Source organism: Amycolatopsis sp. NPDC059021 (assembly GCF_042739895.1).
GTDB lineage: Bacteria > Actinomycetota > Actinomycetes > Mycobacteriales > Pseudonocardiaceae > Amycolatopsis.
Genome location: NZ_JBHYIQ010000006.1, coordinates 73533 through 92915, shown reverse-complemented (window position 1 = coordinate 92915; position 19383 = coordinate 73533). Strand labels below are relative to the sequence as shown.

16 protein-coding genes and 1 tRNA gene are annotated in these 19383 nt (G+C 68.0%); 7 read left to right on the top strand and 10 right to left on the bottom strand.

The window, feature by feature from the left end:
* Positions 1-132 precede the first annotated feature (132 nt).
* The gene (locus tag ACFWX1_RS05045) at positions 133-1626 is read right to left on the bottom strand and encodes a S10 family peptidase (protein WP_378383972.1); all 1494 of its coding nucleotides are present in this window, start codon (positions 1624-1626) and stop codon (positions 133-135) included.
* Between the two features lie 65 nt (positions 1627-1691).
* On the opposite strand from ACFWX1_RS05045, the gene ACFWX1_RS05040 reads away from it, so the two are divergent.
* The 3 genes from ACFWX1_RS05040 to ACFWX1_RS05030 all read left to right on the top strand — a co-directional run bounded on the left by ACFWX1_RS05040 (position 1692) and on the right by ACFWX1_RS05030 (position 4011).
* Positions 1692-2390 (top strand): uracil-DNA glycosylase, encoded by a 699-nt coding sequence (locus tag ACFWX1_RS05040; RefSeq protein ID WP_378383970.1) that lies wholly within the window; start codon positions 1692-1694, stop codon positions 2388-2390.
* Positions 2391-2474: 84 nt separating this feature from the next.
* The gene (locus ACFWX1_RS05035) at positions 2475-3797 is read left to right on the top strand and encodes an NAD(P)/FAD-dependent oxidoreductase (protein ID WP_378383968.1); all 1323 of its coding nucleotides are present in this window, start codon (positions 2475-2477) and stop codon (positions 3795-3797) included.
* A gap of 137 nt (positions 3798-3934) precedes the next feature.
* Positions 3935-4011: transfer RNA gene (locus tag ACFWX1_RS05030), tRNA-Leu, on the top strand.
* 794 nt (positions 4012-4805) lie between these two features.
* Here ACFWX1_RS05030 and ACFWX1_RS05025 read toward each other — a convergent pair.
* From ACFWX1_RS05025 to ACFWX1_RS05015, 3 genes are all read right to left on the bottom strand, one after another.
* The gene (locus ACFWX1_RS05025; RefSeq protein WP_378383966.1) at positions 4806-5216 is read right to left on the bottom strand and encodes a hypothetical protein; all 411 of its coding nucleotides are present in this window, start codon (positions 5214-5216) and stop codon (positions 4806-4808) included.
* Positions 5213-5572, bottom strand: a complete 360-nt coding sequence (locus tag ACFWX1_RS05020) for a transcriptional regulator (RefSeq protein WP_378383964.1) — start codon at positions 5570-5572, stop codon at positions 5213-5215. The genes ACFWX1_RS05025 and ACFWX1_RS05020 overlap by 4 nt, the downstream gene beginning before the upstream one ends.
* Positions 5573-6043: 471 nt before the next feature.
* Complete coding sequence (locus ACFWX1_RS05015) at positions 6044-7243, bottom strand: helix-turn-helix domain-containing protein (RefSeq protein WP_378383962.1); 1200 nt, start codon at positions 7241-7243, stop codon at positions 6044-6046.
* Between the two features lie 88 nt (positions 7244-7331).
* On the opposite strand from ACFWX1_RS05015, the gene ACFWX1_RS05010 reads away from it, so the two are divergent.
* Positions 7332-8030 (top strand): HAD family hydrolase, encoded by a 699-nt coding sequence (locus tag ACFWX1_RS05010; protein ID WP_378383960.1) that lies wholly within the window; start codon positions 7332-7334, stop codon positions 8028-8030.
* 281 nt (positions 8031-8311) lie between these two features.
* On the opposite strand, the gene ACFWX1_RS05005 is transcribed toward ACFWX1_RS05010, so the two are convergent.
* The 4 genes from ACFWX1_RS05005 to tmk all read right to left on the bottom strand — a co-directional run bounded on the left by ACFWX1_RS05005 (position 8312) and on the right by tmk (position 11942).
* Positions 8312-8629, bottom strand: coding sequence for a MazG nucleotide pyrophosphohydrolase domain-containing protein (locus ACFWX1_RS05005; protein WP_378383958.1), 318 nt, complete (start codon positions 8627-8629; stop codon positions 8312-8314).
* A 151-nt stretch (positions 8630-8780) separates the two neighbouring features.
* The gene (locus ACFWX1_RS05000; protein WP_378383956.1) at positions 8781-9977 is read right to left on the bottom strand and encodes a DNA glycosylase AlkZ-like family protein; all 1197 of its coding nucleotides are present in this window, start codon (positions 9975-9977) and stop codon (positions 8781-8783) included.
* 37 nt (positions 9978-10014) lie between these two features.
* Positions 10015-11325: a B12-binding domain-containing radical SAM protein gene (locus ACFWX1_RS04995; RefSeq protein ID WP_378383954.1), complete on the bottom strand. Its 1311-nt coding sequence runs from the start codon at positions 11323-11325 to the stop codon at positions 10015-10017.
* Positions 11322-11942: a dTMP kinase gene (tmk, locus tag ACFWX1_RS04990; RefSeq protein ID WP_378383952.1), complete on the bottom strand. Its 621-nt coding sequence runs from the start codon at positions 11940-11942 to the stop codon at positions 11322-11324. Before tmk ends, ACFWX1_RS04995 begins: the two co-directional genes overlap by 4 nt.
* A gap of 913 nt (positions 11943-12855) precedes the next feature.
* Here tmk and ACFWX1_RS04985 point away from each other — a divergent pair.
* Positions 12856-14601, top strand: coding sequence for an FAD-dependent monooxygenase (locus ACFWX1_RS04985; RefSeq protein WP_378383950.1), 1746 nt, complete (start codon positions 12856-12858; stop codon positions 14599-14601).
* A gap of 25 nt (positions 14602-14626) precedes the next feature.
* On the opposite strand, the gene ACFWX1_RS04980 is transcribed toward ACFWX1_RS04985, so the two are convergent.
* Both ACFWX1_RS04980 and ACFWX1_RS04975 read right to left on the bottom strand, forming a co-directional pair.
* Complete coding sequence (locus ACFWX1_RS04980) at positions 14627-15649, bottom strand: methyltransferase (RefSeq protein WP_378383948.1); 1023 nt, start codon at positions 15647-15649, stop codon at positions 14627-14629.
* A 192-nt stretch (positions 15650-15841) separates the two neighbouring features.
* The gene (locus tag ACFWX1_RS04975) at positions 15842-17074 is read right to left on the bottom strand and encodes a hypothetical protein (protein ID WP_378383946.1); all 1233 of its coding nucleotides are present in this window, start codon (positions 17072-17074) and stop codon (positions 15842-15844) included.
* A gap of 661 nt (positions 17075-17735) precedes the next feature.
* On the opposite strand from ACFWX1_RS04975, the gene ACFWX1_RS04970 reads away from it, so the two are divergent.
* Together ACFWX1_RS04970 and ACFWX1_RS04965 are read left to right on the top strand one after the other, a co-directional pair.
* The gene (locus ACFWX1_RS04970; protein ID WP_378383944.1) at positions 17736-18752 is read left to right on the top strand and encodes a ParB/RepB/Spo0J family partition protein; all 1017 of its coding nucleotides are present in this window, start codon (positions 17736-17738) and stop codon (positions 18750-18752) included.
* 116 nt (positions 18753-18868) lie between these two features.
* On the top strand, positions 18869-19360 hold the full coding sequence (locus tag ACFWX1_RS04965) for a DoxX family protein (RefSeq protein ID WP_378383942.1): 492 nt from the start codon (positions 18869-18871) through the stop codon (positions 19358-19360).
* Positions 19361-19383 lie beyond the last annotated feature (23 nt).

The following is a 19383-nucleotide window of genomic DNA, read 5'->3' as shown; positions in this document are numbered from 1 at the left end:
CACCCGCCCGGCCGCCCGGGCCCCCGCCCCGGCGCGGGCCCCGGGCGCCCCGGCGCCGCGCGCGCCGCCCCCGGCCGGGCGGGGGCGTCGCCGCGCGCCCCCCCCCCCCCCCCGGCCAGGACGTGGAGCCGGTCAGTCGCGGTTCGAGGCCTTTTTGACGAACTTGGCCAGATCCTTCGACTGCTGGAGCCGGGTCGGCTCGTGGACGTACATCATGTGCCCGGCCGGGTAGTACGCCGTGTCGATGTTTTCCCGCAGTTCCTCCGGGATCTGCAGCTGGGCCAGCACGTGCTCGGCGGCGAAGTGCGGGGTGGCGCCGTCGTAGTGGCCGAAGGCGACGTGGACCTTCAGGTGCGGGTTGGCGCGCATGGCCGAGCCGAGTGAGTCCACAACGGACACCGAGCGGCCCTCGAAGTCCGAATAGGACCACGCCTTGAACGTGTCGATCGAGAGGATCTCGTACGGCAGGTCGTTCTGGTAGCCGAGTTCGGCGCGCACGTAGTGGTTGAACCCGGCGGCGTAGGCGCCGATGATCCGCGAGACCGACGGGTCGTCGCTGGCGTGCTCGCGGCCGCCGTCCGGCTCCCAGGTGGTGAACCGGCCGTCCATCCGGCCGACGACGAGGCCGCGTTCGCGCAGCAGTTCGGTGAAGAACCGCATGTGCTCGATGCGCAGCCCGACACGGTCCACATAGGACTCGCTGAGCCCGGTCAGCGAAGCCAGGGTGGCGACGGCCTCGGCGCGGTCCTGTGTGGACAGCCGGGCGCCGCGGGCGAGTGCCCACGGCAGTTCCTTCGCGGCGAAGTCCTCGGCGTCGGCGAGCACGTCGTCGAGCGGGCGGTCGCCGTGCAGGCCGTGGTAGTGCGCGATCGCGGCGTAGGTGGGCACGAACAGTGAGTACGGCAGGTCGTTGCCCTCGGTGAACCGCAGGGTGCCCATGTCGAGCACGGAGGAGATCAGCAGCAGCCCGTTGAGGTAGAGGCCGTGCCGCTCCTGCAGGTGCGCCGCCAGCCCGGCGGCGCGCAGCGTGCCGTACGACTCGCCGGCGAGGAACTTGGGGGACAGCCAGCGTTCGTTGCGGGACACCCAGAGCCGGATGACCTCGCCGACGGATTCGATGTCGCCCTTGAACCCGAGGAAGTCCTTCGCCGTCTCGCCCTCCGACGGACGCGAGTAGCCGGTCGAGACCGGGTCGATGAAGACGAGGTCGCTGTGCGCCAGCAGGCTTTCCGGGTTGTCGGCCAGCCCGTACGGCGGCGCCACCGGATCGTCGACGTCCCCGGAGAGCACCCGCCGCGGCCCGAGCAGCCCGAGGTGCAGCCAGATGCTGGACGAGCCGGGCCCGCCGTTGAACGCGAAGGTCACCGGGCGCGTCCCGGGGTCGGCGTCGTCGAGCGTGTAGGCGGTGACGAAGACCTCCGCCTTCGGCTTGTGGCCCTCCGACTTTCCGTCGGTGACGACCTCCTTGCGCAGCACGATCCGCCCGGTTTGCGCGGTGTAGGCCAGCTTGCGCCGCTTCACCGTCAGCGTGTGGTGGGTCGTGACGAGGTCGTCCGTCGGCTCGGGAACGGGCTTTTCGGGGGCCGCGGAGGTCGCGGCCTCTTGCTCAGGAGTCGTTTCCGCCATGGAACCAACTTAGTGCCGCCACCGCACGACCTTCGGCGGTCGCGTCGCTGTGGCATGGTGACCTGGTGCACACCCGTCCGCGCTCGCTGGCCGAACTGGACGCCGAGGTGATCGGATGCCGCGCCTGCCCGCGGCTGGTCGCCTGGCGCGAGCAGGTCGCCCGCACGAAACGTCCCGCGTACGCCGATCAGGAGTACTGGGCGCGTCCGGTCCCCGGGTTCGGGCCCGCCGACGCCGCGCTGGCGATCGTCGGGCTGGCCCCCTCGGCACACGGCGCGAACCGCACCGGGCGGATGTTCACCGGCGACCCGTCCGGCGACTTCTTGTTCCGCGCGTTGCACGAGGTCGGGCTGGCCTCGCAGCCGACGTCGACCGCCATCGGCGACGGGCTCGCGCTCAGCGGGACCCGGATCGTCTCGCCGGTCCGCTGCGCGCCGCCGGAGAACAAGCCGACCCCGGCCGAGCGGGACACCTGCCGCCCGTGGCTGGCGGCCGAACTCGGCTTGCTGCGGCCGGCCCTGCGCGCGATCGTCGTGCTCGGCGCGTTCGGCTGGCAGGCACTGATGCCGGTGCTCGCGGAGGCCGGATGGCCGGTGCCGTCGCCGCGGCCGGCGTTCGGTCACGGTGCCGTGCTCCGGCTCGACGACCTGCGGGTTTTCGGCTGTTACCACGTGTCCCCACGCAATGTCCAGACGCATCGGGTGACTCACGCGATGGTGTGTGAGGTGCTGGCCTCGGCGGCCGAGGTGGCGGGGCTCTTCTGAATCGGTGCCGAAGAGGTGGCGACGCTGGTCACAGCCGGGTGGGGTCCCCGAGCGATACCCGCGAGTGAGTGCGACTATAGGTACATGGCTGCTAAGTCGGAACCGACTCGGATCCTCGTGCTCGGTGGTGGGTACGTAGGGCTGTACACCGCGTACGGCCTCCAGAAAATGCTTCGGGCCAATGAGGCGTCCGTGACGGTCGTTGACCCCCAGCCGCACATGACCTACGCCCCGTTCCTGCCGGAGGCGGCGGCGGGCGCGATCGAGCCGCGGCACGTGGTCGTGCCGCTGCGGCGCGTGCTCAAGCGCTGCCACGTGCTCACCGCGCGGGTCACCAAGATCGAGCAGGCCCAGAAGTCCGTCACGGTCGAAGCCGCGGACGGCCACGTCGAGCAGCTGGGCTACGACGTCCTCGTGGTCGCGCTCGGTGCCGTCGCCCGGGTCCTGCCGATTCCCGGCCTGGTCGAGGAGGGCATCGCCTTCAAGACCATCGGTGAGGCGATCTACCTCCGCAACCACGTCATGACGAAGCTGGACGAGGCGGCCAGCACGCTCGACCCCGAGCTGCGCAAGCGCTTGCTGACGTTCACCGTCGTGGGCGGCGGGTTCGCCGGCATCGAGGCGCTGGCGGAGCTGGAAGACATGACCCGCTTCGCCACGAACTACTACCCGAACATCCAGCCGGAGGACATCCGCTGGGTGCTCGTCGAGGCCGCCGGGCGCATCCTGCCCGAGGTCCGCGAGACGCTGGGTGTGTACACGGTGCAGCAGCTCGAGAAGCGCGGCATCGAGGTCTACCTGTCGACAGCGGCGAAGTCGTTCGAGAACGGGCACGTCGTGCTCTCGGACGGCACCGAGTTCGACACCGACACGATCATCTGGACCGCCGGGGTGAAGGCCAACCCGGTGCTGGCGAACTCGGATCTGCCGCTGGACAAGCGCGGCAGGCTCGAGGCGACCGCGGGCCTCCAGGTCGTCGGTCACCCGGACGTCTGGACCGCCGGCGACAACGCCGCCGTGCCGGACCTCTCGCGCACCGAGGCCGACCCGACCGCGACCTGCCCGCCGAACGCGCAGCACGCCGTCCGCCAGGCGCGGGTGCTGGCGAAGAACATCATCCGGGTCATCCGCGGCGGCAAGCCGAAGGACTACTACCACAAGAACCTCGGCGCCGTGGCCAGCCTCGGCCTGCACAAGGGCGTCGCAGACGCCATGGGCATGAAGATCAAGGGCTTCCCGGCGTGGCTGTTCCACCGCGCCTACCACCTCAAGGCGATGCCGACCTGGAACCGCCGGGTGCGCATCCTCTTCGACTGGATGCTCGGTGGCCTGTTCCGCCGCGAGATCATCTCGCTGGGGCAGATCAACAACCCGAAGGAAGACTTCGCGCGGGTCTCGAAGTCCTGACGCCCCCGGGACTGCTGTCGAGAGGTGAAGGCCTCTCGGCAGTCGGTCCCACCCGGGGGGACGGGCCGGGAAACGCCGGCTGGGTTTTCGGCGGACCGGCGCCGCGGCCCGACGCGTATTCGCCTAGGCTGGTCGGTGCCCCCGTAGCCCAACTGGCAGAGGCAGTCGACTTAAAATCGACCCAGTGCGGGTTCGAACCCCGTCGGGGGCACCAGGTACTCATCATTCACACCCACATCCATTTTTCCTTGGATGTCAACCAAACCCATCCTCGGCGGACCGGAAAGCTTTAGGGGTCGCAGTGTGGCGGCTTCGGCTCTGGCGGCTCTTCGCCGAATTTCTCGTCCGGTTCGTCGACGTGCTCGAGTCCTTCCAGCAGCCGCTGTTTCAGGTCCAGACTCGGGCGCCGGGCTGACGTCCGAGGCTTCGGTTGTGGCGGCCGTGGTAAGTGCTACCGCGTACGTTTCGGCAACGGCAGAGGCTGCGTCGGCGGGTCGTTGACATCGGCGGCCGGTTCCGCCGAGATCACCGGTAGCACGGCGGTATCCGCTCGGGCTAGGTCCTCGTCAGCTCGTTCGCGTTCCACTCGTTCCCGGATGGCGGCGACTGTCCGGTCGCTGCGAGCAAGTCGCCGGGCACGAGCTATCCGGCGGCGCCGCAGCACCAGGGCGCCAAGCCCCCACAGCATCAGCAGGCCTGACAAAATCGCCAGATACCCGACGACCGGATTCACGGCTCTGGCGCAGCCGGTGGGCCGGTGGAGGTGAGCGACGAGGTCCCGCCGCTACTCGAGCTGTCCCGGGCCGTGCCGGCCGACGAAGTTCCACGTTCGTCCGTGGCAGCGTGCTCGTGAAGCGTGCGGCCAAGTTCAAGCAGAAGATCCGCGAAGACGTGTTGCCGGGCCGGTGGCAGGTTGCCCGCCAGCAGTTCGGTCGTAAAGCGCGGTAGGTGCTTCGTCACCGCGGCCAGCGCCCGGATGAGTTCGGCCGTGTCGCGTCTCATGCGCGTTCACCGGGCGACGTCACGAGCCAGCACCCGAATCGTGCTGCTGGTGCGGTAGACCGCCATCGTCAGGCGCTTGCGGGCGGCGGCCGTTTCGGCCAGGTAGTGGCAGGACACCACCAACAGGCTCGTGGTGCGCTCCTGCCGCACCATGTCCAGTGCTCCGGCCAGTGCTGACTGGAGGACTGCCTCCGCTGGACTGCCGAGGTCACGGAAGATCGTGCCGAGCTCCCAGCTTTGGTTATCAGTGCACCGGCGTAGCTGGCCCCCGCAGGCGTCGGCGTCGGCGTCGTCAGGATCTGGGCGAGCCGTGCGGACGTAGCCGCACACCACTTCGGGCGTGCCCTGCGATGGCTCCACCGGCGGCTGCGCGAACAGCCGTTTCGCCGAGTAGGCGAGTTCCGGATATTCACTCACGGGTTCATCGCTCCCGTCGTCACGAACCAGTCCGGCCGGTCGCCCCGTGCGCGAGTGATTTGCTCGGTGGCCCACGAGGGCAAGGCGGCCAGCGTGGCGAGGTACGCCTCGCGTTGCCGCGCGCCCAGCGGCGTGAGCCGAACGAGCCCAACGCGCTCCCGTCCGCGGCGCGTCGTGATGTAACCGCCACCCCGTAAGGCGTTGAGGTGACGCTTGAGCTGGTCCTGCGTCGACCCGGTGGATCGGCACAGAAACAGCGGCCGTCGCCACTCGTGGGTGTCGAGCAGGCACAACAGGTGCAGCCGCGTCAGCGTCGGCAACACGTGGTCGCACGTGGCCAGAAATACCGTGCTCACCGCGTTAGAACCCTTCGCGCAGGCGCCAGGCCAACCGCACGTCAGGGCACGGCCAATCCTCGCCGCACCCCCTGCAGGCTGCGCCGGTCATGGCGGCGGTGCGCAGCCGTAAGGTGAGCGTTATGACGCTGTAGAGCTGGGTCGGTTCCGGCAGCCGTGGCTCCGGTGCGGCCACCAGCGCGTTGCGCTGCCGTTGCCAACAGGCCGGAACCGCCGGGGGTGCCGTCTGAGATGTCCGGGTGATCACGGGATGGCTCGCTCTCGTCCGACAGAAGATGCCTGGGTGGCACTCCGACGGCCAGGACGAAAACGACCACGGGCGGCGACGCCTCGCGTCATGCGGGAAGGACGCCCGTGGCAGGGGGGGGAGGCGAGGTGTCAACCGGCCGCCGGAGTGCCAGATCAGGACGGTATGGCGGCTACTGGTCGGTAACCCGAACTCTCAGTTCGGGTGTGATTGCACGATGGTCGCTACAGGGGTAGCCCAATTGATGTGGCCAGCTGAGAGGCGCCGATGGCGACCGAACGTCGGCCTCGTTCCGCCACGGTGCGCAGAAGTGTGTGGGCAGCAGGCCGAAAGCGGATGTCCTCAGGGGCTTCGTAGGTGGCTATTCGCAGCACGTTCAGTGCGCGTGCGAAATCTCGGCGCTGACCGTAGCCCTTCGCCTGATCAAGCAGAAACGCCACTCGCCGTTCGATCGAGGGCGAGCGATCGCGGTCGATCTGCTCGGCCAGCCGCAAGCCCTCGACGGCTTCGCCGGATTCCACCTCGATGCTGACGGCGTACATCGCCACGTTGGTCGGTCCGAAGGCGGTCCAACAAGTGTTGCGTTCACCGGTGCGGTCGGCAAATGGGGCAGCCTCGTGCAACCGGTCCCGGCCGATCCAGACGTTACCGCCACGGACGGCGGCCACGCCGGCGATGAGCAGGAGCGCACCGGACAGAGCGATGGCGTCCGGGTCATTGTGACGGGCTGGCTCTCGCAGCCTATCGAATGCTTGCATAGCAACGGTTTCCGCGCCTTCGGCCTGGCCGTCCGCAAGTAGTACCTGCGTCAGGTTCCAACTCGCTCCCGCCAGTCGTACCGGATCATCGGCCAACTCGGCCGCCCGCATGGCGCGGTCGGCTGCCAGCAAAGACAAATCGATTCGCCCAATGCGTTTGGTCACGGTTCGCAGCAAGCCGTACAGATCGGCGGCGATGGCATGCGCCTGCCGTTGTAGCGATCCGTTCGTCTGTCGCACAGCCGCTTCAGTGGCGGCAATGAGTTCGGGCAGGTCGGTGGTCAGCTCGCTGTAGCGGTGTGGTGAGGCCTGCCAGGTCTGCCAGGCTGCCCGCACCTCGCGGTGGAGGGAGGTGGGCGAGGTCAGTTCGGCAGTAGGCAGTACAGGGGTGGTCATGGCCCGGTAAATGGCGTCCGCTGTGACATCGGTCAGCCGCGGCCTACGCGCGGTCGGGACGGTACCCAACAGGTCAGCCAGCTCCACGCGCAGCACCTGGGCAAGTTGGGCCAAAACCGGGATGGCTGGCAGCTTCTGCCCGCGTTCGATCTGGTAAAGGTAGTCCGGCGTGATGCCAGCGAGCCCAGCCACGACCGTCTTGGTCTGGCGCGCTGCTATGCGGTGGGAGCGCACTCGGCCACCCACCGTCCGCGCCAGCTGGTCGTTCACGGGTCTCTGTTGCCCCCTATCAGGCTTCTGACCAGCCCAAATGGTATCGCGCCGCGGCGGGGCCGTCACGGATGGCACACTTGCGGCCATGAATGCGCCCGCCACGCCGTCGACGTTGGTGCTCTGGGACGTTGACCACACGCTGATCGAGACTCGCGGCGTTGGCCGGGCCATCTACGAGCGGGCCTTTCCGGCTGCGACCGGCAAACCGCTGGCAAAACTGGCGCAGATCGCCGGACGGACCGAACTCGACATCATGACCGAGTCCCTGCGCGTCAACGACATCGAGCCGACGGATGAGGCGGTACGGAAGTTGGCGGCTGCCCTGGTCCAGAGCTATGAGGACGCCCGCGACGAGTTGGCCGCCACTGGGCGAGTCCTGCCGGGAGCGCGGGAGACTCTGGAGCGGTTGACCGCTGACCCGACTGTTTACCAGGGCATCCTGACCGGCAACCTGCGGGCGGTGGCGTGCATCAAGCTCGAGGTATTCGGGCTCGACCAGTACCTCGACTTCGAGACCAGCGCCTACGGCGACGACCACGCCGACCGCGCCGAGTTGGTGAAGATCGCCCAGCGCCGTGCTGAGTTACGTATAGGGAGTAGTTTCGATAGCTCTAGCACTGTTCTCATTGGTGACACGCCAAATGATGTGAAGGCTGCACTGACGGCAGGAGTGCGGGTGATCGCGGTGGCGACAGGGAAAAGCAGCGCGGAAGGGTTGCGAGCAGCCGGAGCGACTCACGTCGTGAATCACCTGGCTAGCCTCACCAGCCACTTGGAGAGTTGAGTAGCACCGGGAGGTTCAACCGTTCGAGATCTTGCCTTGGCCGCTTTCAGAGGTTGAGCTGTTGCCATGATCGACGCTACTGAAGACCCAGGTAAGGGAATCAAAGTAATTTTGCCTGCCGGACCGCCAGAGCTGCCGCCTGCCGCTGCGCGCAGCCTGCTCGCGTTGCTTATCGAGGCGTCTGACGAGAAGCTGGCAAAAGAGCCAGGTGCGCTACCATCCGCATAGACACGAGGCCAGCCGACGTGGGTTGGCGTGACGATTAGCTAACCCACCGCCCGCTACACCCAAGAGCGCGTCTCGTTAACCGCTTCCTTTTTACGCAAGGCCTCTTCCAGACTGATACCGAGCCGGTTGGCGATGGCGCAGAGGTAGATCAACACGTCGGCCAGTTCCTCGTCGACGCTGCCGATGATCGAAGTGGTGCCGGTGCGCATGTTCTGGTGCTTGCGAATGGCCTTGAACAACTCGCCGACTTCTTCGCCCAGCAGCAATGATTGGTGCACCACATCGCGAGAGCTGAAGCCGCGCTCGTCTTCCATCTGGGCGACGTAGCGCTGGATGTCGTCAAGTGCCGAAGCTTGCTTCAAAGGAAGCATCTCGCAACCTCTCGCAACGGGTCGGTACTTCAAACGATGCGCGACGCTAGCACGAGGGCCACCGCGGCCGTGGCACTGACCCACCCGCACGCGAGGTGTCACCAGACGTAACGTCCGCCCTTACTTGAAGTGGCATTGACCCCCGTCCCAGCTAGACCGGCTGCAGGACGCTGTCCAGGCGGCGGGCGGCCCGCGGATGCTCCGCCCGGCCCGTGGCCAGCACGGTCGTGAGCTGGCGGCGCTGCTTCGTCAGCGCCCCTTGCAACTCGGGCGTGCTGTAGCCGCGGGCCAGTGAGGTTGTGACCTTGTGGCCCGCCTCATCCCAGGCCCAGGTGCCGACGACCTGACCGCCGGCCACGATGGTCGGCAGGACTTCACCAATCTGGTTGAAGGCTCGCCGGGCGGGCAGGGCGCCGAGATACCGGCGGCGCGATTCGAAGTAAGCCTTGAGCGCCACGTCTTCGTGGGCCAGGAAGTTCACGCCGGTCGTGCGCTCTTCGGCGGGCGCGGCACGGAAGGCGTCCAGCCGGTCGCGGTACAGGTACATCGGTGCATCACACCAGGGCGCGTATACCTCGACCCATTCGCGGCCCGACTCGGCCATGGCCGAGGTCACGGCCGACCGCGACAGGGCCGACCACCACATCACGTCCTTGAGCGTGGCCGGTCCATAGCGGTCGAAGTAGGCCAGCACCAGCTCACGAGTCGCCTTGCGACGGTCCATTGTGGTGTCGAGTTCGGGATACAGCGTGGCCGTGAGCCCAAAGGTCCGTCGCTCTCGGTTCCAGCCGACCGTGTCGTTGACGTAGGTGAGCGTGCCGCGTTCCCAAGCCAGCTTCAACGCCAGCCGGATCGTTGCCAGTGGTCGCTTTGGGCCGATGAGACGAGCTTCAATGTCGCGGTGGAACAGCGGGCCGTCCGCCAGCAGCGCGGCAATCGCGTCAATGGCTCGTGCCACCGACCGCAGGCCGACACCGGCGTTCGTGACGGCGCGGAGCGCGTCTCGCTCACGAAAGTGCAGGGTTGCGGCATGGGCGGCTGTGGCCAACGGCAGTGGCAAGGTGTGCAGCGTCTTGCGCATACAGCGTACCGTCGTCACCTCGGCGCGGACCTGCGGCGTGAACAAGCTCAACGCCACCGTAGGCGTGTGGCTGCGAGCCAGCACCGTGGCAAACGGCGACGGCAGCCGGGCCGCGTGCAGTCCCAGCGCGGCGTGCGCGACGTCCGCCACCGAATGGAATTTCACGCCCGCCGCCAAGCCCTGCTGACGTAGTAGCCAGTTCCATAGTTCGCCAGCCTCTTTGTCGCTTGCGTTATGGCTGGCGGAAACGGTTAGCGGGTGCGTCATGCGGTTATACTAACACGCCCGCTCGGTATATTTACGCCTATCCCTGGCGATTCCAGTTCGTTTCGACAAACTCGCGCAGCATTCGATATGTCTGCTCGGTTTCGGCCCATTGTTCGGGTCCGCCCCACCAATGACGTTCGTTGTGGTGGATGTGGAACTTGGACCAATCGCCGTCCCAATCTGCCTGAAGGTGCGTACCGTGAATCTGGTAGCGGTCGGCCTGGTCGTAGACCTGGGTGCCCGGCAACGGCACAAACCGGAACAGCGACACCCGGGATAGAGCTGAGTCCAGCTCGGTCAACAGCTGCATCGTCGCTTCGGTCGTTTCCCTGGTTTCGCCGGGAAAGCCGTGAATGATGAACACCTTGGCTTCAATGCCCGCATCGGCCGTGGCGAAGACCGCCCGCTTGATCTGCTCCTGCTTGGTGTTCTTGCGCATGGCCTTGAGCAGTGGCTCACTGCCCGACTCCATGCCGTACTTAACCTCGATGCAGCCGGAGCGGGCCATCTTGCCCAGCAGCGGGGCGTCAATCGTGTCCACCCGCGACAGGGCCGACCATTGTAAGCCCAGGTCTTCGATCTGCTCGCAGATATCGCCCACCTTGGCCTTGTTGACGATGAAGTTGTCATCCACGATGGCGAACCCCTCGATGCCGTATGCGTCGATGAGGTGGGTCAGCTCCTTGCGGGCGCTGACGCCGCTGCGGTACTGAATTCGGGTTTGCCCGGCCGCGCAGAAGCTGCACGGGAACGGGCAGCCGCGGCTAAACATGACGTGGGCCATGCGCAGGTCGCGCCCGGCCAGGCGGTCGGGAATGACGAAGTCGTCAGTCGGCAACAGGTGCCGCGCCGGCAGCGGCAGATCGTCGATGTTGCGCAGCAGTGGCCGGGGCGGCTCGCGGCGGACCTTGCCGTCTCGAACCCACAGTACCCCGGCCACGCCATCGAAGCGCTTGAACTCGGCACGGCCCAGAATTTCCAGCAGGCTTTCCTCCGACTCGCCGTCGGTGGCCACATGGGCGCGGAAGTCCTGCAGGCTGGTGGTCGGGTAGAAGTTGCAGTGTACGCCGCCGACCATGACCAGGGCGTCGTCGCGCAGGTGCGACCGCTGGCGGGCCTCGAGCATGAAGCCGTACGTGGCCGACGAAGCCAGACTGAAGCCCACCGCGTCGTAGCCGCGCAGGTCCAGTTCGGTGGCGGACGGCGTGACCTTCTCAATCGCCACGGTGTGCCCGGCCTGCTCGACCACCGCCGCCAGGTACAGCACCCCGAAGGGCGGGAACTCGCGGCGGTGCTCCTTGAACCGCGCCATGTCGTAGACCTCGGGATATACCAGCGCCACCCTCATAGCCCCTCCTCCTGTGTGGCCATCACGGTCTTGAGCTGGTCGGCCACCTGTTCGGCCGACGCCTCGCCGATGGTGAGGGCGTGCACCGGGTAGCCCGCGTTCGAAAGCTCCGCGGCCGCTTTGGCAAACAGCGCTGCTTCCCGGCGACTGGCCGCCAGGCTGGTGTCATGGAGCCGGCTGTACGTGCCGCGAGCAGCCGCCCGGCGGGCACAGTGCTCCGGCGGACCGGTGAGGATGAAGGCGAGGTCGGGCTGGGTGAGGCCGTCGTAGAGGTGCAGCACGAAGTCCGGCCCGAGCCCGTCCAGTTGGTCGAGCACCAGCGACGACGGCATGAAGCGGTCGCAGATCACCACCTGACCCGCCGTCAGCGCCGGGCTGATGACCGTGCGGTAGTGATGGTAGCGGTCAGCCGCGACCACCAGCGTCAGTTCGATGCCGCGAAAGTCATGGGTGCCGTGACGGGCCAGCCGTCCAATCGCCGAAGGCGACGGGGTGGTGGTCAGCAGGACATCCCGGCCGTCCTCTCGCAACCGCTTCCGCAGCAACGCGGCCACGGTCGTCTTGCCCACGCCGCTCGGGCCGTCCAGTGTCACGAGGAAGCCACGGTTACTTGGCACCGTTGCCCCCTCTCATGCATACGCTCGGTCGCGGTAAGTCAGAAATGGCCGGCCGACTACCCCTTTCGGTGACTCGCGGGTGCGCTCGGGTGACGAGAAATGACAGCCCGTCGCGTTGTCTTCAAGAGGTCGTGCTCTCGGTTGCGAACATGACGCCCGTTAGCGGTTCTTCTTCCAAGCCTTACGGCCTTGTGATACGTGGTATCCCTCTAGTGTCACGGCTACCGCCCACGGAATGCAAGGCTTGTGTTACGCGCCGCGATGGCGTTCGCGTCAGGCCTGGAGCGCTTGGCAAGTCGACTCGTTCTCGTGAGAGACTTTCCTCATCGCGCTTTGGTCGCTGCACGGCGGCAGGCGCAAATCTGGTCGGTGTGATCTTAGGTGTTTGAGGGCTGAGAAAAGACTCGATTCAGAGGCGTTCGTAATCTTTTACTATGAAGCACGCTCGCTGATATAGCTCGTCAAAGGTGATGACCTCAACGTCTTGGATTGCGTTTCGCTACATCTCGAACGAGCTTGTCTTTTCGGGGTTAACTCGCCTATTAACGGTGAGTTCCTCAAGACTTCTGCTGGAAAGTTTCGCCGCCCTCGCCGCCGCATCTTGACTCGGTTTCGATCAAGTATGTCCGAACCGCGCTGACGGCAACGTGATATTTCCTGGCGATCCTGTCGATAGTCCAGCAATCGCGGTAAAGCTCGACTGCGGCCTGCGCCTCATCCGGCTCTAGTCTGGAGAGCCCTGGTGCGCAGGCTGAGCCCTGCAAGCGCCGGAGCCGATCAACTGGGGCGAGCCGCCAGTTGGTCACGACACCGGACGGCGGCCGAAGTCTCGCTACCATCGGCGCCGGACAGCGGGAAGACCGCTGGCGACGGGAAAACCGGAACACCGTGTCGTTCGGGATCGGGTGATCGGATGGACGTCGTGGAAACGGATGTGCTCGTGATCGGCGGCGGGCCGGTGGGGCTCACCGCATCGGCGCTGCTCGCCGCCTATGGGGTCGACGCGATCACGGTGAGCAAACACGCGTCGACGTCTCCCAATCCACGGGCGCACTACATCAATCAGCGGACCATGGAGATCTTCCGCAACCTCGGATTCGAGGAGCGCGTGCACGAGGCCGGGACGCCGGTGAGCGCGCTCGGCAGCATCGTATGGGCGCTCAGCTTCGCCGGCCGCGAGCTCGCGCGGAAACCGGCGTGGGGCACCGGGCAGGACCGGATCGGCGAGTACGAGGCGACGAGCCCGTGCGGGATCTGGAACGTGCCGCAGCATTTCCTGGAGCCGGTGTTGCTCGACGCGGCACGGGAGGCCGGGGCCGACATCCGCTTCGGCACCGAGGCCGTCGAGCTGTCCGCGCACGAAGACCACGTACTGGTCACCGTCCGGGAGCGGCAAAGCGGCGCGGAACGCCGGATCCGCGCGCGGTACGTGATCGGGGCCGACGGGGCGCGCAGCACGGTGGCCGAGCAGGCCGGGTTCGAGTACGAACTCGACACCGGGGTGCTGAACTGGGCCGCCAACGTCTGGCTGGAGGCGGATCTGACCGATTTCTGTGCCCACCGGCCGGGCATGTTGTACTGGATGCACGCGCCCGGCGCCGGTTTCCACAGCAGCAGCGCGTGGATCTGCGTCCGGCCATGGACCGAGTGGGTCATGGCGCTCGTTTATCCGTCTTCCCGCGCCGAGCCGCACGTCGACGAGGAGACGGCGCTTGCGCACGCCCGGCGGACGATCGGCGATCCGTCCGTGGACGTCCGGATCAAGGCGATCAACCCGTGGTCGGTCGGTGCCGCGCTCGCCGGCGATTTCCGGCGGGGCCGCGTCTTCCTGGCCGGCGACAGCGCGCACCGGCACCCGCCGCCGAACGGGCTGGGCATCAACACCGGTGTCCAGGACGCGTTCAACCTGTGCTGGAAGCTGGCCATGGTGCTCGCCGGAACCGCGGGCGACGGGCTGCTCGACAGCTATCGGCTCGAACGGCAGCCCGTGGCGCGCGCGGTCATCGACCGGGCCATGACCAGCCTGGCGGACATGGATCCGTTGCTCGCCGCCTTCGGTGTCCAACACGGCCAAAGCGCCGAGGAGGGCTGGGCCAGGCTCGACGCTCTGACCGGCGATGGCGAAATCGGCGGGCAGCGACGTCGAGAGCTGTATGCGGCGCTGCGCTTGCAGGACGGTCAGTTCAACGGGCACAACGCGGAGTGCGGGCAGTATTACCGCGCCGGAGCGGTGTTTCCGGACGACGGCGCGGCGCGGGCGCCGGAGGACTACCGGCAGGTGCACCACCATCCTCGCAGCCTGCCCGGTCATCCGCTTCCGCACGCGTGGGTGGAGCGGGGCCGGACCGTTGTGTCCACAATAGACATAGCCGGCCGGGGCGGGTTCACCGTCCTCACCGGACTCGGCGGGACGGCGTGGGCGTCGGCCGCCCGGCAGGCGTCGGCCACCCTCGGCATACCCGTCGAGGTGGCCAATGTGGACTATCAGGGCGAGTACCACGACGTCTACGGCGACTGGGCCCGGGTCCGCGACCTGGACGAGTCCGGGTGCCTTCTGGTCCGGCCGGACCGGCACATCGCCTGGCGGGCCGAACACGCCGGCGGCGATCCGGCACGGGCGCTCACCGAGGTGTTGCGGGGGTTGCTTTCCCGGAGCTGAGCGCCGGGAAAGCACCGGGGCGGTACTAGTCCGCGGCCTCGGCGAGCACCAGGCTGACGGGCGAGTCCGGCCGCAGGGTCCGGGTGTGGCGCAGCCCCGCGGTCTCGAAGAGGGCGGCGAACTCGGCCTCGGTGCGTTCCCTGCCTTCGTTGAGCGCGAGCATGATGATGTCGGCCATCTTCGCCGGATGCGGCCGGTCGCCTTCCGGGACCACGGCGTCGACCACGATCACCTCGGCGCCCGGTGTCAGGGCCGCGCGGACGTTGCCCAGGATGCGCCGGGCCGAGGAATCGTCCCAGTCGTGCAAGATCCGGGAGAGCACGTAGACGTCTCCGCCCGGGGGAACCGAGGCGAAGAAGTCGCCCGCCACGACCTCCGCGCGATCGCGGACCCCGGCGTCGGCGAGCACCTGGCCCGCCCCGTGCGCGGTGTGTTCCTGGTCGAAGACCACCGCGGTCAGTTCCGGATGCTTTTTCAGCAGGCCGGCCACCAGATAACCGTGCCCGCCCCCGACATCGACGACGCGTTTCACGCTCGAGAAATCGTAGGCCTCCGCGGTCACGGCGTGCACCTGCTGGGCGTTGTCGCCCATCGCGCTGTCGAACGTTTCGGCGGTTTCCGGATGATCGGCCAGATAGGACCAGAGGTCGGTACCGTGGACGTGCCGGAAGGCGGACCGGCCGGTGCGAATGCTGTGCCCGAGTTCCGTCCAGGTCTGCCAGTGTTCCCGCCCGCCCCGCATCCGGGCTATCGCCCGCACCGAATTCGGCGCGTCCTGGCGGAGTGCTGCGGCGGGCGGGGTCAGTGCGAACGTGCGCGACGCGGTTTCGGTGAAGATCCCCACGGTGGCCAGTGTGCGCAGGGCTCGGTACAGGCCGTCCGGATTCGCGCCGACCCGCTTCGCCAGATCGTCCACCGGCAGGGGCCCGGCACCGAGCGCGTCGGCGACGCCGAGTTCCGCTATCACGTGAATGAGTTGTGCGACCAGAACTCCGTCCATCATGCGGGTGACGAACGCCGCTGGTGTCTCTTCGGGTGTTCCGGGCATGAAAAACCCCTTTCCGGGTGCCGGGAAATGTGCGGAGAGCGGGAAATGGCAAAGGTGAAGACCGGCGAAATTCCGGGTCCCGATCGTGCTTCCACGCTAATCCAGTACCGGGTCCCGGGCAATAGCCGGGGAATCGCGCGGCGGTGTCGGTTGTTCGATTTCGCCGAGGGCAGCCGGTGTCCGGCGGGCTGGTCAGTCCCGCGAGCCGCACACCTCCAGCGACTGGTGGATGACCTCGTTCATCTCGTGGGCGGCTTCCGTGTCGTACACCGAAAAGCGGGCCTGCACGTCGAGCAGCCGCCGGTGCGCCCGGCCGGACCGGACGTCCCTGGCCATGGCCAGCGCCGCGCGCGTCGCCTCCGCCGCTCCTTCGACCTCGCGCAGCGCCAGCCGTGCCTCCGCCACCGAAAGCTGGTGCAGCAGCCGGTTCCGTTGCTGATGTCTGCCGAGCTCGCGGAGGCCGTTCATCAGGTGCGCTTCGGCGCGGTCCGGATGACCGAGTTCCAGCCGCGCCCGTCCCGCGTCCGCCTCCAGCACCGCGCGGTTGACCCAGCGGCTCCAGGTCGGCGCGTCCCCGGTGCAGGTCTCGGCGAGCGCGCCCGCGGCCCGCATCAGCGCCGTTTCGCACGCGGTCCGTTCGCCGAGCTGGGCGTGTGCCCTGGCCTGCCGGGTGGCGAGCAGGGACCGCACGGTACCGGCGGTGCCGCCGTCCGCGCCCTGGGCGGCGATCTTGATCAGCCGGAGCGCGTCCTGCGGGCTGCCGTACCACATGAGGTGATAACCGAGGCAGGAAAGGATGTACGCGCCGAGATCCCGGTCTCCCGCGAGACTCGCCGCGCGCAGCCCGGCGAGCAGGTACCGGTGCCCGCGCGCCTGGTCGCCGAGATCGGCCACCAGCCAGCCGACCAGCTGTGCCAGTTCGGCGATCACCCGGTACAGCCGGACTCCGGTCGCCGCGTCGTAGGCGCCTTCCCGCGCCAGGCGCGACGCCCAGCGCAGATCGTGCAGGATCCAGCCCGCCACCAGCTTGCCGCCCTGCGCCTTCTCCAGCGCGCGCAGCTGCTCGGCCCGGTGCACCAGTGTGTCGACCATGTCGGGCGTGACCTCCGCGCCGCGGAGGCTGGCACGCAACGGCTCGCGGGGAGCGGTCAGCCAGTCCACGCCCGCGGCGACCAGAGCGGACCCGGAAATTGGCGCGGGCGCGGCGGTTCCGTCCTCGGGCCCGTGCTCGAGAAGCTGCCGCAGGGCGTGTCCGATGTAGGCCTCGGACCACGGCAGGTCGATGTCCTGGTTCCACTGCTTCCTGGCATCGGCGGGGGTGCGGCCTGGCCAGATCGCGCCGACCTCGATAATCTCACCCAGACGGTCCGAAAGGATTCCGGCGACGACTTTCGCCAGATGGCCACGGGGATAGGAGCCCTTCAACCAGCCGTACGGCGCTTTGCTGCTTATTGTGCCTTGGCCGTGAAGACGATTTATCTCACGGGCAAGACGCTCCGGCGACCAATGCAACTTGTCGAGGTATACGGCAAGCGACGCCATTAGCTCTGTCCCCCGCCCTCACGCCCACGCCCCCAAAACCGTCCATGAGTTGTCCTCAGAGTGGCACGAACGCACCACTTCGCGCGGCGTCCGGCGTAAGAATCACCCGACCGGACCAGGACGCGAGCTGGTACTGCCGGAGCGTCACCGACGGCGCTGACGATGCTGACCATTCTGACCAATCTGACCACGTACGGGGTTTCCCGCGCTGAGCCGCGGGGGTGCAATGGGGTGTGCCGGTACCGGCTCCGAAGTGGATAACCGTGCGGCCCGGGGGTCTCGGAAGCGCTTTCTCCCGGCGCCGCCGGGACACGGCCCGCGGGGTGAGCCATCGGCGGAAATCGCCGTGACCAAGAGATGTCCGTCCGGAAGCGAATCGCTTGCCCGGTTCCCTCCTGAAGAGCGGAACTCCTTGCCACGGCGTCAATCGGGAGCGCGTGATCACCCGTGCAACATTCAGCCGGACCGCTTGCGACGGTTGGCCGAGTGTGTGTGACACCGGCCGGTCCTTTGTCGCGAGCCGGAGTGCGACGAGAGGAGTCCCATGCCGGATCGGGAAACCGGAACGAAGGAGATGTTGCTGCTCCGCTGGAGTGCCTATCAGCCCGAGGTGTTTCCCACCGAGACGATTCCCGTGGCCGCGGTGCTGCCATCCGACTCTCCCCGGATACGGGGCCAGGACGCTGAGCACGTGCGGACGCTGGCCGGGATCGACACCGGGCTGCCGCCGATCGTGGTGCACCGGCCGACCATGCGGGTCGTGGACGGTATGCACCGGCTCGGTGCCGCGGTGCTGCGGGGCGAAACCCGCATCACGGCGCGGTTCTTCGAGGGCAGTGCGGAGGACGCGTTCGTGCTCGCGGTCCGGCTGAACGCCGTCCAGGGACTGCCACTATCGCAGGCAGACCGCAGTTCGGCCGCCGTGCGCATCATCGGCACGCACCCGCACTGGTCCGACCGCATGATCGCGGTCGCCACGGGACTTGCGCACAAGTCGGTCGCCTCGATCCGCCGGCGCACGCTCGAAGCCGGTGAAGACGAACCCGCCGACCGGATCGGCAGGGACGGCAGGCGCAGGCCGGTGAACTCCGCGGAGGGCAGGCTGCGCGCGAGCAGGCACCTCGCCGAAAACCCGCGGGCGACGCTGCGGGAAATCGCGCAGGTGGCCGGAATCGCGGTCGGCACGGCGCGTGACGTGCGGCTCAGGGTGCGGCAGGGGCGTGATCCGCTGCCCGACAAGCAGCGCGCCGCGGACGAGCGGAAACCCCGGCAGGGGAAGGTGTCCGCGGCCGAACCCGCCGAGTCCGCCGTGGTCACCCGGATCCGCGACCGCGGACAGCCTTTCCGTGATCTCCGAAGGGATCCCTCGCTGCGCTACACCGAGGCGGGCCGGACTCTGCTCCGGCTGCTCGACGCGCACGCGGTGGGCGTGGACCGGTGGAGCTGGCTGCTGGCGGGGGTTCCGGTGCACTGCCGGACGGCGGTGGCGCACGCGGCGCGCGGGTGTGCCCAGTCCTGGCTGCGTTTCGCGCAACAGCTCGAAGAACACGACCCGGAGTAGCGCGCCGGGAATCGCCCGACCTTGACAACCGGAACGTTATCCCGTTAGCGTGCTAAGCGGATAACGTTCCGATTGGGCGGCGGTCGTGCGGACGCGCGACCCGGGAGGTGAAAGCGGTGCTGGATCTCGGACTCGCGCTGCTGCGGGTGCCCGCCGGGCTGCTGCTGATGGGGCATGGCGCGCAGAAACTGTTCGGCTGGTTCGGGGGCGACGGGCCCGAGGGCAGCGGGAAGGGCCTGGAATCACTCGGCTACCGCCACGGCAAGGCCATGGCGATCCTGGCGGGGCTGGTCGAGATCGCGGCGGGCGCGGGCCTCGCTCTCGGCCTGCTCACGCCGCTGGCCGCCGCGGCGACCATCGGGACGATGGTCAACGCCGCGGTGTCCGCGCACGGCAGCAACGGGCTGTGGGCGCAGAACGGCGGCTACGAGTACCCGCTCGTGATCGGGACGCTGGCCGCAGGGCTCGCGATGCACGGGCCGGGGAAGGTGTCGATCGACGGCCTCTTCGGCTTCGCGGAAACCGGGTTCTGGTGGGGAATCGGCGCGATCGTGCTCGGCGTGCTCGCCGCGGCGGGTGCGCTGGGCGGCCGCCGGAAACCGGCCTAACGCCGTGCCGGACGGTTCGGCGG